Genomic DNA, 15,930 nt, shown 5'->3' on the forward strand with positions numbered 1-15,930 from the left:
TCCGTCGGGCCTCGCGGATCACAATGCGGGACGCCGCCCGGCTATTCCTGGGCGGCGCCGCGCCGCGTCCCCACCGTGCGACCTACCCCGCGAGCGGGTCGCGCACGTCTTCGAAGCGGCCCGACTCCGCCGAGCGGCCCGCGGCCTCCATCAGCGCGAGGCTGCCGAGGTTGTCGCGGCCGCTCGTCTCGGGCGGCGGGCCGCCGAGGATCGAGAGGGCGAATGCGCGCAGGCCCGCGGCGCGGCCGATGAGCGTCAGGTTCTCGAGGTCCAGCTCGCGCTCGGTGCCGTCGGCGTCGCGGATCCCGACCCGGTCGGCCGAGACGCCCTCGCCGCGGCTCGTGAAGGTCAGCTCGCCGTCCTCGCCGGAGATGCGCCACTCGCCCGCCCACGGCGTGACCGGTCCGCGGTGCAGCCAGCTGCCGCGGTAGTCGACGATCAGGCCGCCCTCCAGCTCGATGACCATGGAGGCGACCGCGGGGTCGCGATAGTGGCTAAACGACGGGCGGCTGGTGCGGGCGAACACGCGGACGGCCTCGCGACCGGTGACCATGCGGATCAGGTCGAAGTGGTGGATCGCCATGTCGTTGATGATCGGCTCCGGGAAGCGGTAGTGCGGGTAGTCGTCGGGCTCGTCGTTGTCCCACTGGCGGAAGTCGATCTCGATGGTCGCGACCTCGCCGAGCGCGTCGGCCGCGAGGAGCTCGCGCACGCGGCGCGGCGCCGGGTACCAGCGGTAGTTCTGGCTGACCTGCACGATGAGCCCCAGCTCCTCGGCACGGCGCACGACGGCGGCGGCCTCGGCAGTCGAGTTCGCGAAGGGCTTCTCGACGATCACGTGCTTCCCCGCCTCGAGCGCCTCCAGCGCGAGCGGCGCGTGGGTGACGGCCGGCGCGGTGACGATGACGGCGTCCGCCTCCACCGCGGCGAGCGCGTCGGCGAGCGAGGCGAACGCGGCGGCCTCCGGCAGGCCGAGCAGCGCGCGGACCTTCTCGCGCGTGGGCTCGCTCGGATCCACGATCGCGACGACCTCGATCTCCGTGACGCGGGGCACGGCGTTGCGCGCCCAGTCGCCGCCCCAGCCGCCGAGGCCGACGTGGATCACGCGGACGCGGGGGCTGTCGTCAGCGGGCGGGGATGCGGATGCGGATGGCTCGGCGGTCGGCTTCGGCATGCGCTTCGCCGGCTCTCCGGACTCGGAACCGTGCCGGCTCACGCGAGGAACCAGTCGCGCGGGTGCTCGTCGGCCGTGAGGTCGGCGCGGCCGTCCGTCGGCGCGACCCAGCGGGCCGCGTTCGCGAGCACGCGGCGGATGTCGGGGTGGTGGTACACGGGGTACTCCTGGTCGCCGGGTGAGAAGTAGAAGACCCGGCCGCGGCCCCGGTGGTACGCGACTCCGGAGCGGAAGACCTCGCCGCCCGCGAAGGTGGAGAGGAACACCTCCTCGTCGGGGCGCGGGATGTCGAACTGCTCGCCGTACATCTCCTGCCGGTCGATGACGATCGGGTGCGGGATCCCCGCCGCGATCGGGTGCTGCGGCGCGATGGTCCAGACCAGCTCGCGCTCGCCGTCGTTCCGCCACTTGAGCGAGCACGTCGTGCCCATGAGGCGCGTGAAGACCTTCGAGTAGTGGCCGGAGTGCAGGACGACGAGGCCCATGCCCGCGTGCACGTGGCGGATCACGCGCGCGACGACCTCGTCGGACACCTCGCCGTGGGCGACGTGGCCCCACCAGTAGAGGACGTCGGTGGCGGCGAGGCGCTCCTCGGTGAGGCCGTGCTGATCCTCCTGGAGGGTCGCCGTGCTCACGCGCGCGTCGTCGCCGAGCAGCTCGCGGAGGCCGTCGGCGACCACGGCGTGGATCCCGTCCGGGTAGTGCGACAGCACGGTCGCGTCACCCCGGCTCTCGTGCACGTTCTCGTTCCAGACGACGATGTCCATGGCGCTCCTCGTTCGGCGGTGATCGGGGTGGGCGGGCGACGTGCGACCGGCAGGGCCCGGGTGGGCCGTGACGCGGCGGGTGCCCGCGCCTACGATCGTACGCATGGCCCGCGCCGATGCGGGCGGTACGGAGGCCGCATGACCGCCAGCGACGACGACCGCGGAGCGATGCGATGAGCGAGCCGACCGGCACGGCTGGCCCGACCGGATCCACCCGCCCCACCGACAAGGCCGTGCACGCCTGGTCCCTCGACGGGACGCTCGGGCATCCGCGGGTCCCCGGCCCGGACGGATCCGGCCCCACCACCGCGGGCGGACGCGCCGCCGGAGCGCTCGACCTCCTGGATCTGCCCGCCGAGCTGGCGCGGCGCGGCTACCGGGCCGTGCAGATCACCCACTTCCAGCTGCCCACGCGGGACGCCGGCTACCTCGCCGAGCTGCGGGCGTCGCTCGCGGCGTCGGCGATCACGCTCGACGCGTTCCTCGTCGACGACGGCGACCTCACGCACCCGACCGACGCCGACCTGCACGAGCGGTGGATCTCCGCGCAGCTCGACGACGCCGAGACGCTGGGCGCGCACCACGCCCGCGTCGTCGCCGGTCGGAGCGCACCCACGCCCGAGACGCTCGCGGCGAGCGCGCGGCGGCTGTCCCGTCTCGCCGCCGCGCACCCGGGCGTCGCGGTGGTCACGGAGAACTGGCGCGAGCTGCTGCCCGACGCGGACGCGGTGCTCGCGCTCCTGGCCGACGCGGAGGGCGTGCGCCTCCTCATCGACCTCGGCAACTGGACGATGCCCGACAAGCACGAGCAGCTCGCCCGCATCGCCGGGCACGCGGTGACGTGCCACGCCAAGGCCCACCGCGACGACGGCGGTCGCCTCGACGACGTCGACTACGCCCGCTCCCTCCGCGTTCTGCAGGACGCGGGCTACCAGGGCGCGCTCGCGATGGTCAACGAGTCGACCCGGCCCGACGGATCCGACGAGTGGGACGGCCTCGAGCAGGAGCACGAGGTGGTGCGGCGGGTCTTCGGGTGAGGTGAGCGGCGGATCGGGGTCTGGCGTCAGCGCCCGGGCCCGCTCAGCGCCTCCGCCTCCTCGTCCGCCGCGACGTCCTTCGGCACCTCGAACTGCGTCCGGTGCAGCTCCTCGTAGCGACCACCCGCGGCCAGCAGCTCCTCGTGCGTGCCGCGCTCGACGATCGCGCCGTCCTCGACCACGAGGATCATGTCGGCGCTGCGGATGGTGGAGAGGCGGTGGGCGATGACCAGCGCGGTCCGCCCCTCGAGCGCCTCGCTCAGCGCGGCCTGCACGGCGGCCTCCGACGTGGAGTCGAGCGCGGCCGTCGCCTCGTCGAGGATCACGACGCGCGGGCGGGCGAGCAGGAGCCGCGCGATGGTCATGCGCTGGCGCTCGCCCCCGGACAGCCGGTAGCCGCGCTCCCCCACCATGGTGTCGAGCTGGTCCGGCAGGGAGCGGATGAGCGGCTCGAGCCGCGCGCGCCGGACGGCGTCCCACACCTCGTCGTCGGTCGCGTCCGGCCGGGCCAGGCGCAGGTTGGACAGGATCGTCTCGTGGAACAGGTGGCCGTCCTGGGTCACCATGCCGAGGGTGTGCCGCATGGAGGCGAAGGTGACGTCGCGCACGTCCGTCCCCGCGAGGCGCACGGCGCCGCTGTCGACGTCGTACAGGCGCGAGAGCAGCTGCGCGATCGTGGACTTGCCGGCGCCGGACGTGCCGACGATGGCGACGGTCTGCCCCGGCTCGATGCGGAAGGACACGCCGTGCAGCACCTCGTCGCCGCCGCGGGTGTCGAGCGTCGCCACCTCCTCGAGGGAGGCGAGCGACACCTTGTCCGCGGACGGGTAGGCGAAGCGGACGTCGTCGAACTCCACTGCCACCGGGCCCTCCGGGACGAGGACGGCGTCGGGCTTCTGCTGGATGAGCGGCTCGAGGTCCAGCACCTCGAAGACCCGCTCGAAGCTCACCACCGCGCTCATGATCTCGACCCGCGCGTTCGCGAGGCTGGTCAGCGGCGCGTAGAGGCGCGTGAGGAGGAGCGCGAGGGTGACGACCTCGCCGGTGTCGAGCTGGCCGCCGAGCGCGAGGACGCCGCCGAGCCCGTACACGAGCGCCAGGGCGAGGGCGGAGACGAGCGTCAGCGCGGTGACGAAGACGAACTGGAGCATCGCGGTGCGGACCCCGATGTCGCGGACGCGGGCGGCACGGACGCGGAACTCCGCGGACTCCTCGTCGGGCCGGCCGAACAGCTTCACGAGGGTCGCGCCGGGCGCCGAGAAGCGCTCCGTCATCTGCGTGCTCATGGCGGAGTTGTGGTCGGCGGCCTCGCGGCGGAGCGCGGCGAGGCGACCGCCCATGCGGCGCGCGGGCACCAGGAACACGGGCAGCATGATCACCGCGAGCACGGTCACCAGCCAGGAGGTGCTGAGCATGACGATGAGGGTGAGGATCAGCGCCACGAGGTTCGTGACCACGCCGGACAGCGTGCCGCTGAAGGCCTGCTGCGCGCCGATCACGTCGTTGTTGAGGCGGCTCACCAGGGCGCCCGTGCGCGTGCGGGTGAAGAACGCGATGGGCATCTTCTGGACGTGATCGAACACGGCGGTGCGGAGGTCGAGGATCACGTCCTCGCCGATGCGCGCCGAGTACCAGCGCGTCACGAGCGAGACGCCGGCGTCGGCCACGGCCACGAGGGCGATGACGACGGCGAGCAGGATGATCGTGGCGACCTCGCCCCGGGCGACGATGACGTCGACCACCTGGCCGGCGAGCACCGGGGTCGCGACCGCGAGGAACGCGCCGACGACGGACAGCGCGATGAAGAGCACCAGCTTCGCCCGATACGGCACCGCGAACGTCAGGATCCGGCGGACGGACTCGCGGGAGATGCCGTTCGCGCCATCCCGGGCGCTCGAGATCTTGTAGAGCGAGCTCCAGGCGACGCCTTCCATGCTCATGGTGGTTCCTCTCATCGGCACCCGCCCGGTGCGAGCGGCGGTGCGCCCGGGTTCGGGATGATCCGCGGCGGCGGCGGGCTGGGCGGCGGCCCGGAGACGGTCCGGTCGGCGACGTCGTCGTCGTGGCCGGATCCTCGGGCGGGGCGCGCATCGCTCATCCTGCCGATGCGCGCATCCCCATCATGAGCCACGGACGGCGGCGATCACGCCGCGCGGGCGAAGCGTCACCGGATGGGACACGCGGTGCGCGGGGCGCCGGCGCCGGGAGCCGTCGCGCGGAGGAGGTAGCGGGCGTCCGCCTCGCGGACCACGCGCGCGCCGCGGGATACGGCGCGGTGACCCCCGACGTCACTCCCGCGCCCGGCGAGGCGGGGCGCAGGCCGTTCCTAGCGTGAGGGCATGACCTCGATCACGCAGAGCACAGCGCACCCCGACCCCCGTCCGCGAGCGGTCGGCGCGACCCGAATGGCGACCGCCGCCGACTGGATCGCCCACTTCCACGCCAACGCCGACCGGCACCTGACACCCGAGGAGCTGATTCCATCCGACGCGCCCTCGCCCATGGACGCCCGCACCCGCCGCGCGTTCGTCCGCTCGTTCCAGCGGTTCGCGCTCGGCGAGAGCGGTGACGGCGTCCACCTGCTGCGGATGGCGACCGACGCGGGCGATCCCGCCTACACGCACGCGCTCGCCCTCCTCGTGCAGGAGGAGCAGAAGCACGCGGCCCTGTTCCTCCGCGCGCTCGACCATCTCGACGCGCCCGCGCTGCCCGCGCACTGGACGGACGCGGCGTTCACCCGGCTGCGGCACCTCATCGGGCTGCGGACGGAGATCAGCCTGTTCCTCATCGCCGAGACGGTCGCGACGGGCTACTTCCACGCCCTCGCCGACCACGCCCCGGATCCCGCGCTCCGGGCCCTCGGGCAGCGGATCGCGGACGACGAGCGGGACCACGTCCGCTTCCAGATCGACCGCCTCCGCACGGGCTTCCACGACACCCCCGCTCCCCTGCGCGCGCTCATCGGCGCCGCGTGGACGGTCGTCGCGGCGGGCGCGGCGACGGTGATCGTGGTCGACCACCGGGCTGCGCTGCATGCCTGTGGCGTCGCGCCGCGCGCGTACTGGCGGCGGGCGATGCGCGAGTTCGGCGCCGCCGCGCGCTCGGTGCTGGTGGATCCGCGGGCGCCGCTGCTGGGGCCGGCGGACGCCCAGCCCGCCTGCGCCTGACCCCGGGGACGACGGGAGGGGCGGGCGACCACATGGCCACCCGCCCCTCCTCGTCTCTCGCTACCGGCTGTCGTCAGACGCGCGCCAGCGCATCGACGGGTCGCCCGGCCGTGTTCAGCGACGCACGGACTTGCGGCCGCGGACCTTCACGTAGATGAAGAGCACGATGATGGCGCCGATGATCGAGCCGATGATGCCGGCGGGCTGGAAGAAGCCGTCCATCGCGTCGCGCTGGAAGAGCAGGAACGCGAGGAAGCCGCCGACGAACGAGCCGACGATGCCGAGCACGATGGTCATGAGGATCGACATGCTCTGGCGGCCGGGCACGACCGCGCGGGCGATGAAGCCGGCGATGAGGCCGATGACGATGAGGCTGATGATGAGTCCGAGCATGGTGATCTCTCTTCTGTGCGAGCACGTCAGGAAGACGCGCGGTGGTGCCCGTTCGGGGCGATGACTCCAACCAACCACCCTGCGGGGTGTGGCAGCACACCCCTGGGGGTGGGATGGTGGATCCATGCCCGACACCCGCACCCGCCCCGTCACGATCGCGCTCGTCGACGACTACGACGTGGTGCTGAAGGGCCTCGCCCATATGTTCGACGACTACCGCGACCGCGTTCTGGTCGCCGAGATCGACGCGAACGCGGCCCTCTCCGACGAGATCGACATCGTGCTCTACGACTCGTTCGCGCAGCCCGAGTCGGATCACCACGAGATCGCGGAGCTGGTGCGGAACCCGCGCGCCCGCCGCGTGGTCGTCTACACCTGGAACTTCCAGCCCGAGCTCGTCGCCGACGCCCGCAGGCAGGGCGTGCAGGGCTACCTCTCCAAGGCGCTGCCCGCGCGGGAGCTCGTGGAGGCGCTCGAGCGGATCCACGCCGGCGAGGAGCTGTTCAACGAGGCGCCGCTGCGGGCCGCGAGCGCGCCGTCGCTCGACTGGCCGGGCAAGCGCGAGGGGATCACGGACCGCGAGTCGGAGATCCTCGCGCTCATCACGCAGGGCAAGAGCAACCAGGAGGTCGCGGCGCTCACGTACCTCTCCCCCAACACGGTGAAGAGCTACATCCGCTCGATCTACCGGAAGATCCAGGTGCAGAGCCGCACCCAGGCGGTCATCTGGGGCGTGGGGCACGGGTTCAGCCCGGACCACCACCGGATCGACCATTGGCTGGGCGGGCCGTAGGGCGGGACGCCAGCCGTGCCTGCTTGCATGGGCGCATGATCCCCTCCACCTCGTCCCGGTTCCGCAAGTCCGTGCCCAAGGCGAAGGCGGGGGATCGGGTGGCGGTGCTGAGCCCCGCGTTCGCCGCGCCGGGCATGGCGCCCGAGGTGCACGAGCAGGCGATGCGGCGGCTGCAGGAGGCGACCGGGCTGATCCCCGTCGATTACCCCACCACGCGCCGGCTCGGCGCGAGCGCGGAGGATCGCGCCGCGGACATCACGGCCGCGTTCGCCGACGACTCCATCCGCGCGATCGTCTCGACCATCGGCGGGGACGACCAGGTCACGGTGATCCCGCACGTCGACATCGAGGAGCTGGCCCGGAACCCGAAGCCGTTCCTCGGCTACAGCGACAACACGAACCTGCACAACCTGCTGGCGGGGCTCGGCATCCCCTCCTTCTACGGCGGATCCACCCAGGTGCACCTCGGCGCGGGCCCCGCCATCGACGACGTGCACCTGCGGTCGCTGCGGGCGGCGCTCATCGAGGGCGGCGAGCTGGAGATCACCGAACCCGGGGAGTCGGAGGACCACGGGATCGACTGGACGGATCCTCGCGCGCTCACCGAGCACGGCGAGCGGACCGCGACGGAGCCGTGGAAGTGGGCGGGCCCCGCGGCGACGGTGGAGGGGCCGACGTGGGGCGGCTGCATCGAGGTGATCGACCAGATCGCGATGGCCGGCCGCATGCCGGAGGTCGCGAAGCTCGAGGGCGGGATCCTGCTGCTCGAGACGAGCGAGGAGGTGCCGTCGGCCGACAGCGTGAGGCGGTGGGTGCGCGGGCTCGGCGAGCGCGGGATCCTCGACGTCGTCGCGGGCGTCCTCGTCGCCCGACCGGTGACCGTCGTCATGGGCGCGCCCGTGCCGTCGGCCGAGGAGCGCGCGCGGCTGCGGGCCGAGCAGCGCGACACCGTCATCGAGCAGATCGCCCGCTACAACCCGCGCGCCGTCGTGTGCGTGGGCGTGCCGTTCGGCCACACGCGGCCGCAGTGGATCCTGCCCCACGGCGGGACGGTACGGCTCGACGGGGCGGCGAAGACGGTGCACGCGGACTACTCCTGACGGGTCGACGCCCGGACGGCGGTGCCGACCCGCCCGCTGGATAGGCTTCGCGCGTGACGCTGCAGAACCACCCCGGCGAGGTCGAGTTCCCCGTGCGCGCCCGGGTGCGCTACGCCCGCATGCTCGACGCGCAGCGGTTGCGGCCCGGCGGCGGGAAGGGCACGCGCGCGCTGCTCGTGACAGCCCTGGCGCTGCCGTTCGGAGCGGCCGGCGCGGCGTTGGGGATCATGGTGGCGACGTCCGGCGAGCCGGAGGGCGGCCCGGCCATGCCCATCGTGCTGTTCGCGCTCGGGATGGGCGTGGGCCTGCTCGTCGCGTCGCTCGTCTTCCAGCAGATCGACGCCCGGGCGCCTCGGCGGGACCAGCTCGACTACGTGGCCCAGGCGCGGATCCGACCGCTGCTGCTCGAGGAGCAGCAGCTGCTCGCGCTCGACGCCGTGAGCGACTTCTCCTTCGGCGGCTGGAACTCGTCGCTCGCGTTCCAGCCGACGTGGGCCGAGATGCCCGCGGAGCTGCGCACGAAGCACGCCGACGGCGCGACCGGGCACGAGTGGGCAGGCCTGCCGATGACGACGCTCGCGCAGCACCGCGCCGCCCTCGACACGCAGTTCCGCATCGCGTCGCGCGACGACATCGAGCTGTTCGTGGCGGATGCGCTGGCGCAGGGGCCGCAGTCGGCGCGATTCGCGGAGCTGGCCGTGTCCGAGGAGGCGGAGCGCATGGTGTCGCGCATGGCCGCGCTCACCGGTCGGAGCGAGTTCGAGATCATCGACCTGACCCGGCCGCACGGCGGCCGGCCGCCCGTGCTCCTGCTCGCGGGCGACAGCGAGCGCACGATCGGCGCGATCCGCTACGCCTACGTCGCCGGGTACCTTCCCGCGGACGACGCGTGGGCGCTCATCCGGCAGATCGGCGCGCGGATCTTCGCGACCTACGACGGCTGGGACGCGTACTGGGCGGACGTGTCGCTCGCGCTCGCGTTCCGCACCGACAGCCTCGACGCGGTGCAGTCGCAGCGGCGGGTGCGGGATGCGCTCGTCGCGTCCGCGTGGCCGGCGGCGACGGTGCCGTGGCCGGGAGCCGCGACGCCGCGGAGCTGACCCGCCGGATCAGTCGCGCGGCTCGCCCGTGAGGGGGCGGATCACGCGGTGGCCGTCGAGGGAGCGGGCCGCCTCGAGGACGTGGGCGGGCGTGATCGCGAGGAGCGCCGGATCCGGGATGGCCGAGAACGTGTCGCCGAGGCGCTGCGACGCGTCGGTCAGCACGATGTGCGGGCCGGATGCGGGCGGGCCCCACTCCTCGGGCGGGGCCGGGCCGAAGATCACGACCGAGGGGATGCCGTAGGCGGTCGCGAGGTGGGCGGCGCCGGTGTCGGCGGAGATGACGAGGTCAGCGGCCGCGATGATGCCGGCGAACGCGTCGAGGGCCAGCTCGCCCGCGAGCACGGTCGATGTGGGCATGCCGGCGAGGGCGGCGACCTCCAGGGCGCGCTCGCGTTCCTTGTCGGATCCGGTGAAGACGACCGTGCGGCCCTCGTCGGCGAGCGCGCGGGCGACCGCGGCGAAGCGGTCGACGGGCCACTGGCGGGATCCGTAGGCGGCGCCCACATGGATCACGACGGCGTGCTCGGCGACGGGCGGCTCGGCGGGGACGAGGATGCCGACGTCCTCGGGATCCGCGGGCATGCCGTGCCAGGAGACGAGCCGGGCCCAGCGGTAGCGCTCGAGGACGTGGTCCTCCCAGGCGGGGCCGTCGGCGGCGGCCATCCCGTCGAGCTCGGGCGCGGCGTGGCCGAGGGTGCGGTGCGCGCGCAGCTCGTGGAGGAGGGTGCGGCTCTCGTGGCCTGCGCCGTGCAGGTTGATCGCGAGATCGACCGTGCCGGGCTCGCGCGCGATCGGGTGGTCGAAGCCCTGCTGCGGGAGGTGCTCGTCGACCATGCCGAGGAGCTTCACGACGGGCGCCAGCCAGCCGGTGGTCGCGAGCGAGATGCGGGCGTCGGGGTGCGCCCGGCGGATGGCGCGGAGCGCGGGGACGGCCACGAGGATGTCGCCGAGCTTAATGGCGCGGAGGACGAGGATCTCGGCGGGGGCGTTCAGATCGTGCGGCGCACTACGAACCGTGTCAGCGTCGTGAGTTTCGGATTGCATGACTTCCATACTGGCAGTCAGAGACGAACGTCGTCACTCGTCGTCACGCAGATCCGGCGACAGTAATGAAAATAGTAATCACATCTCGCCGTCACGCCGAAACTTGAGTTGCTGCAATGCGTACGCACGTCGATTTTCAGGCGTGTCGAGTAATGACCGTTCAGGTATAAACGACTCCTCCGCGTTGTCAATCTCAACATGAAGTTGATTCATCACCCACGATACGCCGTATAGCTCCTCAACGAGGTTGATATCTAAACCAGCAAGCATGAACTTAGCACCAGGGACGCCGAGTAGCACGCTGCTTTTTACCAAACGAGCCACCGCATCCAAAGGCGACCACTGCGACTGAGCGAAGCGCCCCTCGATCCAAACCCGGAGCCCTAGCTCGTCATACCGTCGCCAATCCCATACAAGCCCCCATGAGTCATTATCCCAATCTAGCGGCGGAATAGATTGACGTTTAGCAAACTCTTGCTTGAGAAGACCCACAAAGAACCTCTGCAGTTCGTGGAAATCATTCTCCTCGCCGTCAGGTTCCCAGTATCGAGACGAAGGATCCAAAACGGCGTAGACCCACGATGAAGCAACAGCAAGCCCGCCTGGAAATTCTGCGAGGATCGCTAGAACACTTTTCTGCTCATCTGACGATAGGTCCGCGAATATTCCATAACCGAGAGATCTCATTCGATCACGGGGAGTCAAGATACCCCGCTCTTGCGGTAGCATGCCATAGTGTCGCCCCAGCCAATTAAGAAAGGCTACGCCCCCCGTGACGCTTGCCGCGTGGGCGTCGGCAAGTTTGTTGAGAACTAGGTCAGGTTGCGTTAGTAATAGAGACTCGATGATCCGTAATTCCTCATTGATGCCTTCCTGGCCCATTTGCGAGTACGCGTCGCGTACTGCCCGGTCGCTAATATCATCATCCGGCACCGAGAAATGAAAGTACCTGTCAAAGTACATGTCATTCCCAATTCGGGGCGCCGGTACAGGCGGCAAATTAGACAAGTCACCGTTTGCACTCCAATCGCGCGAAAACAACGGGAACATATCCCCAAGCAGACTCGCAATGGCCTCTTGATGGTGCGTCTCGATATTCGCGTCTTCAAAAATTTGTACCCAAAATGCCCGTACCGGCTGCCCACCCTTTTGAGACCGCGCGGTCGGCCAATGCGCGTTAGAGTCGGCAACTAAATTAGATCGATTAGCCTGAATACTTGAATACAGCAGCGGTTCGCTACTCCTTATCCACGACAGTAGTAAGTAATCCTCGAGGTCAAAATCAATCGAAGATTTTGGTAGAAAAGCGCGGGCTTGAGAAAGAAAACGCAGTAGAGCCCTCGGGCTAGACAGATTCTTACGAAGTACCGCGTAGTACGCACGCGTAAAGCGCTGCAGCGCCCCCTCCTTCACCACATATCCGGCCGACTCTGCCATGGCACCAATCTCCACGTTGAGGAGCGCTTGAATTTGTGCACTTCTCATAGGTGGCACGTCGAGGCGCACTTGAACAATCTTGTCAAGATATTCGATTGCTCGTCGCCGCTCGCCTGCGTTGACCAGCCCTGTTCTCGTCAGGACGTCAACTAGAGTCTTTTCATCATATGTAATTAGGTAATGAACGTTTGACAGACGCCCCGTGAGCCGTAGCAGCTTAAATACCAGCAGTAGCTCGTCCGGAGAAAGACGGTCCAGGTCATCCAGTATGACCAACAAGGGTCGCTTTGCCTGCAATAAGTCACGATTCAGATTTCGGTACGCCTGAGATAGCGGTTCGTCACTGCGGAGCCAATCAGTAGCGGCCTTTATGACTCCCTGCAAATTAACACCAATACCAGAAAAAAGTGTCGCCAGGGGAGCCGTTACGCGACCAATTATTGCTAAGTTTCTTCTTGCACGCCGCCAAGAGTGCGATTTGGGAAGGGCCGCCCTGAGCTCGCGGAAAAACCCTGCTTGTAAGCTGCTTTGGTCCGCGTAATACCATGGGTTGAACTCAACCTCGATCCAAGCAGCAGATTCATGGGTTTGTGCTGAAGCCAGTCTCCTTCTAATCATATTCAGGAGACTCGATTTTCCTGAACCCCAAGGGCCTATAACGGCCACAACTGACGACCCGTCACCGCTAGCCAGGTTGGCTAGGATTCCCGCAGCGACATCTGCGAAACCTCCGCGATCGAGCCTGTCCTCAGATCCTTCTTCATCTCGGATGGGATCGTCCTGAAGCCAGCCAGCAGCTGAGTCATTGGTGCTCATGGGCGCCACTATGCCACGACTTCACAAGGCGAAGTAGATGGGAACCCTTTTTTTGGGACTCGCGACCGAGATACTGAACTCCTCGGCCTCGGGATGGTCAATGGCTGGCCAAGACCGGTGAGCACCGATGTTCATACATCCGAACCACCCGACGCGCTCGTCTACCCCATCAGCAATGACCTCGGCCGCACCAGAACAAAATGGTCGACGCCTGAGGCCGAGGTCCTAGTGGGCTGAGCCCGCAGAGATGGGCGGTGGTCATCAATCGACCCTCTACGCCTCGGCACCCTCGCCCGCCGCTCATGCGGGGCGTCAGACGCGCGAGCACGCGCCCGACGAGCGGTCGTCAGGCCGCCCGCACCCGCCGGATCAGCCGCGACACCACGAACCACACCACGAGCAGCGCGATGACGCCGATGGCCGCGTACGAGATCAGGCCGCTCCACTCCTCCAGCACCGGGCGGATCGCCGGGCCGAACGCGAAGCCGAGGCCCACCCAGATGGCGTTCCAGGCGCCGGATCCGATGACCGTGTAGAAGGAGAACCGCCAGATCGGCATGCGCTCGATGCCCGCCGGGATGGAGATGAACGAGCGCACGAGCGGCACGCACCGCCCGAGGAGCACGGCGGTGCCGCCCCAGCGCGTGAAGAACGCCTCGGCCTTGTCGAAGTCGGCGTGGTCGAGCAGCGGGATCCGGCCGACGAGCCGGCGCGTGCGGTCGCGGCCGAGCGCGGCGCCGATGGCGTACCAGATGAGCGCGCCGAGGAGCGCGCCGACGGTGGCAGCGGCCCACGCGCCCCACGCGCTCATCCGGCCCTCGTAGGCGAGGAAGCCGGCGACGGGGAGGATCGCCTCGGACGGGATCGGCGGCACGAACGTCTCGATCAGCACCGCGAGGCCGACGCCCACCTCCCCCAGCGTCTCGATGAGCGAGAGGACCCAGCCGACGAAGCCGTCGTACCCCTCGCTCGGATGGATCTCGCCGGGGGTCACTGCGGTGATGGCGCTCATGCGGCCTCTCGTCCTGTCGGGGGGTCGGGCGTCGTGATGCGGCGGTCGGTGGTGGATCAGGTCGCCGCCGTGGATCCCCGCGAGCCTAGGGAACGCATTTCCACGTCCGCTGAATCGCTGCCGCGACTACCCCTCGCCCGGGCGCAGCATCCCGGTCTCGTACGCGAGGATCACCAGCTGCGCGCGGTCGTGCGCGCCCACCTTGGCCATCACCCGGTTCACGTGCGTCTTGGCGGTGTGCGGGCTGATGAAGAGGCGCTCGCCGATCTCCTGGTTCGCGAGCCCCTGCGCGACGAGCAGCAGCACCTCGCGCTCGCGGTCGGTGAGGTGATCCAGCTCGGCCTGGCGCCGCGAGAGGTCGGGCGTTGGCGCCCCGGCGCCGCCCGGCAGCACGTACCGCGTGATGAGGCCGCGGGTCGCGGCGGGCGAGAGCAGCGCGTCGCCGGCGTGAACGGACACGACCGCACGCACGATGTCGTCGGGTTCGGCGCCCTTGCCGATGAAGCCGCTCGCGCCCGCGCGGAGGGCGGCCACGAGGTACTCGTCCTCCTCGAACGTCGTGAGGATCAGCACGCGCGTCGCTGCGAGCTCCGGATCAGCGCAGATCCCGTCGGTGGCGCCGATGCCGTCGAGCTCCGGCATGCGGATGTCCATGAGCACGACGTCCGGGCGGAGCGTGCCCGCCGCCGTGATGGCCTCACGCCCGTCGACTGCGGTGCCGACCACCGTCGTGCGCGGATCCGCCTCGAGGATGTCGCCGACGGCCTGGCGGATGAGGGGCTGGTCGTCGACGACGAGCACGGTGATCACGGGGTCTCCTCACGGGTGAGCGGCAGCGTGGCGGCGAGCCGCCAGCCGCCGGGTGCGGTGCCGGCCTCGATGCGGCCGCGCACAGCATCCACGCGCTCGCGCAGGCCGAGCAGGCCATGGCCGTCGAGCGGGGCGTCGGCGTCGTCGTCCCGCGCATCCGGCATGGGCACCGGGTTCGTCACGACGATGCGCGCCTCGCGGCCGTCCACCTCCACGAGCACGTGCGCGTGCCCGGCGGTGCCGTGCTTGTGGGCGTTGGTGAGCGCCTCCTGCACCACGCGGTACGCGACGAGGTCGGCGGCGCCCGTGAGCGCCGCCCGCTCTCCTTCGACGCGCACGGTCACGGTGAGGCCCGCGGTCGCGAACTGCTCCACGAGGGCATCGAGCCGATCGAGGCCCGGCTGCGCGGCGGATCCCGCGCCCTCCCCGGCGTCCTCGCCGTGCCGCAGCATCCGCATCAGGTCGCCGATCTCGGCCAGCACCGCACGCGAGGCGCTGCGGATGGTGACGAGCGCCTCCTTCGCCTTCTCCGGCCGGGTGTCGACGGCGGAGGACGCGACCCCCGCGTTGAGGCTGATGACCGCGATCTGATGCGCGACCGCATCGTGCAGGTCGCGGGCGATGCGCAGGCGCTCCTCGGTGACGCGGCGGCGGGCCTCGGACTCGCGGCTCCGCTCAGCGCGCTCGGCGCGCTCGACCATGGCCGCGATGAACGCGCGCCGGGAGCGCGTGGCGTCGCCCGCGGCGGCCGCGAAGGCGGTGATGACGGCGAACTGGATGATGCGCGGATCGAACACGGACCCCACCGACGCCAGCAGGCTGAGCACCAGCACGGCGACGACCGCGATGGCCGCGGCGATCCCGGACGTCCGCCTGGCGCGCCGGTTCGCGACGCCGAACATCGTGACGGCGACAGACAGCAGGATCCCGGGTGCGAGCAGCCCCGCGAACGCGGCCCCGCCGAAGAGGGCGAGGCAGACGGTCAACGCGGGGACGGGGAAGCGGCGCCGGAACGGCAGCACCGCGATGGGCGCGAGCGCCAGGGCCAGCGTGAGCGCGGAGTCCGTGCGGTACTCGCCGCCGGGGAAGCGCGCGAAGGCGGCGATCGCGACGAGGATCCCGGCGACGACGTCGCCGACCCACGCGGGCGGGCGCGGGGCGGCGGCGGATCCGTGCATGCCCTCATGATCCCGGACCCATGGGCCCGGCGCGTCACCCCGCGGGACCGGACCGGATACCGCGCCCGCGGTACGCGCCCGACGCAGCGGGACGACGCG

The 15,930-nt window shown here is 70.3% G+C and carries 14 protein-coding genes; 5 read left to right on the plus strand and 9 right to left on the minus strand.

The window, feature by feature from the left end:
- Positions 1-82: 82 nt before the first annotated feature.
- Together JOE38_RS08665 and JOE38_RS08670 are read right to left on the minus strand one after the other, a co-directional pair.
- Entirely contained in the window at positions 83-1,174 is a 1,092-nt protein-coding gene (locus JOE38_RS08665) for a Gfo/Idh/MocA family protein (RefSeq protein ID WP_239544785.1), read from the minus strand.
- Positions 1,175-1,212: 38 nt separating this feature from the next.
- Positions 1,213-1,941 (minus strand): ThuA domain-containing protein, encoded by a 729-nt coding sequence (locus JOE38_RS08670; protein WP_204575749.1) that lies wholly within the window; start codon positions 1,939-1,941, stop codon positions 1,213-1,215.
- A gap of 173 nt (positions 1,942-2,114) precedes the next feature.
- Between JOE38_RS08670 and JOE38_RS08675 the strand changes: the two genes are divergently transcribed.
- Complete coding sequence (locus tag JOE38_RS08675) at positions 2,115-2,978, plus strand: sugar phosphate isomerase/epimerase family protein (protein WP_204575751.1); 864 nt, start codon at positions 2,115-2,117, stop codon at positions 2,976-2,978.
- A gap of 26 nt (positions 2,979-3,004) precedes the next feature.
- Here the strand turns inward: JOE38_RS08675 and JOE38_RS08680 are convergent, their stop codons facing one another.
- On the minus strand, positions 3,005-4,918 hold the full coding sequence (locus JOE38_RS08680) for an ABC transporter ATP-binding protein (RefSeq protein WP_204575753.1): 1,914 nt from the start codon (positions 4,916-4,918) through the stop codon (positions 3,005-3,007).
- A gap of 399 nt (positions 4,919-5,317) precedes the next feature.
- On the opposite strand from JOE38_RS08680, the gene JOE38_RS08685 reads away from it, so the two are divergent.
- Complete coding sequence (locus JOE38_RS08685; protein ID WP_239544786.1) at positions 5,318-6,145, plus strand: ferritin-like domain-containing protein; 828 nt, start codon at positions 5,318-5,320, stop codon at positions 6,143-6,145.
- A gap of 114 nt (positions 6,146-6,259) precedes the next feature.
- Here JOE38_RS08685 and JOE38_RS08690 read toward each other — a convergent pair whose 3' ends face one another.
- Positions 6,260-6,538: a GlsB/YeaQ/YmgE family stress response membrane protein gene (locus JOE38_RS08690; RefSeq protein ID WP_204575755.1), complete on the minus strand. Its 279-nt coding sequence runs from the start codon at positions 6,536-6,538 to the stop codon at positions 6,260-6,262.
- A 124-nt stretch (positions 6,539-6,662) separates the two neighbouring features.
- On the opposite strand from JOE38_RS08690, the gene JOE38_RS08695 reads away from it, so the two are divergent.
- The 3 genes from JOE38_RS08695 to JOE38_RS08705 are packed head-to-tail and all read left to right on the plus strand — an operon-like array spanning position 6,663 to position 9,531.
- The gene (locus tag JOE38_RS08695; protein ID WP_204575757.1) at positions 6,663-7,331 is read left to right on the plus strand and encodes a response regulator transcription factor; all 669 of its coding nucleotides are present in this window, start codon (positions 6,663-6,665) and stop codon (positions 7,329-7,331) included.
- Between the two features lie 35 nt (positions 7,332-7,366).
- Positions 7,367-8,431: a S66 family peptidase gene (locus JOE38_RS08700; protein WP_204575759.1), complete on the plus strand. Its 1,065-nt coding sequence runs from the start codon at positions 7,367-7,369 to the stop codon at positions 8,429-8,431.
- 53 nt (positions 8,432-8,484) lie between these two features.
- Complete coding sequence (locus tag JOE38_RS08705; protein WP_204575760.1) at positions 8,485-9,531, plus strand: DUF1266 domain-containing protein; 1,047 nt, start codon at positions 8,485-8,487, stop codon at positions 9,529-9,531.
- Between the two features lie 9 nt (positions 9,532-9,540).
- Here the strand turns inward: JOE38_RS08705 and JOE38_RS08710 are convergent, their stop codons facing one another.
- The 5 genes from JOE38_RS08710 to JOE38_RS08730 form a co-directional block, all read right to left on the minus strand.
- Positions 9,541-10,578, minus strand: a complete 1,038-nt coding sequence (locus tag JOE38_RS08710) for a glycosyltransferase family 9 protein (protein WP_239544787.1) — start codon at positions 10,576-10,578, stop codon at positions 9,541-9,543.
- Positions 10,579-10,656: 78 nt separating this feature from the next.
- Complete coding sequence (locus JOE38_RS08715) at positions 10,657-12,831, minus strand: KAP family P-loop NTPase fold protein (protein WP_204575762.1); 2,175 nt, start codon at positions 12,829-12,831, stop codon at positions 10,657-10,659.
- A gap of 346 nt (positions 12,832-13,177) precedes the next feature.
- Positions 13,178-13,843, minus strand: a complete 666-nt coding sequence (locus JOE38_RS08720) for a DedA family protein (protein ID WP_204575764.1) — start codon at positions 13,841-13,843, stop codon at positions 13,178-13,180.
- Positions 13,844-13,969: 126 nt separating this feature from the next.
- Entirely contained in the window at positions 13,970-14,653 is a 684-nt protein-coding gene (locus JOE38_RS08725; protein WP_204575766.1) for a response regulator, read from the minus strand.
- Positions 14,650-15,831, minus strand: a complete 1,182-nt coding sequence (locus tag JOE38_RS08730) for a sensor histidine kinase (RefSeq protein WP_204575767.1) — start codon at positions 15,829-15,831, stop codon at positions 14,650-14,652. Before JOE38_RS08730 ends, JOE38_RS08725 begins: the two co-directional genes overlap by 4 nt.
- Positions 15,832-15,930: the final 99 nt, after the last annotated feature.

It is taken from the genome of Clavibacter michiganensis (assembly GCF_016907085.1).
In the GTDB taxonomy this organism is placed as follows: domain Bacteria; phylum Actinomycetota; class Actinomycetes; order Actinomycetales; family Microbacteriaceae; genus Clavibacter; species Clavibacter michiganensis_O.

Coding starts and splice junctions, on each gene's coding strand:
- JOE38_RS08665 (WP_239544785.1), bottom strand. CDS start 1,174: ATGCCGAAGCCGACCGCCGAGCCATCCGCATCCGCATCCCCGCCCGCT.
- JOE38_RS08670 (WP_204575749.1), bottom strand. CDS start 1,941: ATGGACATCGTCGTCTGGAACGAGAACGTGCACGAGAGCCGGGGTGAC.
- JOE38_RS08675 (WP_204575751.1), top strand. CDS start 2,115: ATGAGCGAGCCGACCGGCACGGCTGGCCCGACCGGATCCACCCGCCCC.
- JOE38_RS08680 (WP_204575753.1), bottom strand. CDS start 4,918: ATGAGCATGGAAGGCGTCGCCTGGAGCTCGCTCTACAAGATCTCGAGC.
- JOE38_RS08685 (WP_239544786.1), top strand. CDS start 5,318: ATGACCTCGATCACGCAGAGCACAGCGCACCCCGACCCCCGTCCGCGA.
- JOE38_RS08690 (WP_204575755.1), bottom strand. CDS start 6,538: ATGCTCGGACTCATCATCAGCCTCATCGTCATCGGCCTCATCGCCGGC.
- JOE38_RS08695 (WP_204575757.1), top strand. CDS start 6,663: ATGCCCGACACCCGCACCCGCCCCGTCACGATCGCGCTCGTCGACGAC.
- JOE38_RS08700 (WP_204575759.1), top strand. CDS start 7,367: ATGATCCCCTCCACCTCGTCCCGGTTCCGCAAGTCCGTGCCCAAGGCG.
- JOE38_RS08710 (WP_239544787.1), bottom strand. CDS start 10,578: ATGCAATCCGAAACTCACGACGCTGACACGGTTCGTAGTGCGCCGCAC.
- JOE38_RS08715 (WP_204575762.1), bottom strand. CDS start 12,831: ATGAGCACCAATGACTCAGCTGCTGGCTGGCTTCAGGACGATCCCATC.
- JOE38_RS08720 (WP_204575764.1), bottom strand. CDS start 13,843: ATGAGCGCCATCACCGCAGTGACCCCCGGCGAGATCCATCCGAGCGAG.
- JOE38_RS08730 (WP_204575767.1), bottom strand. CDS start 15,831: ATGCACGGATCCGCCGCCGCCCCGCGCCCGCCCGCGTGGGTCGGCGAC.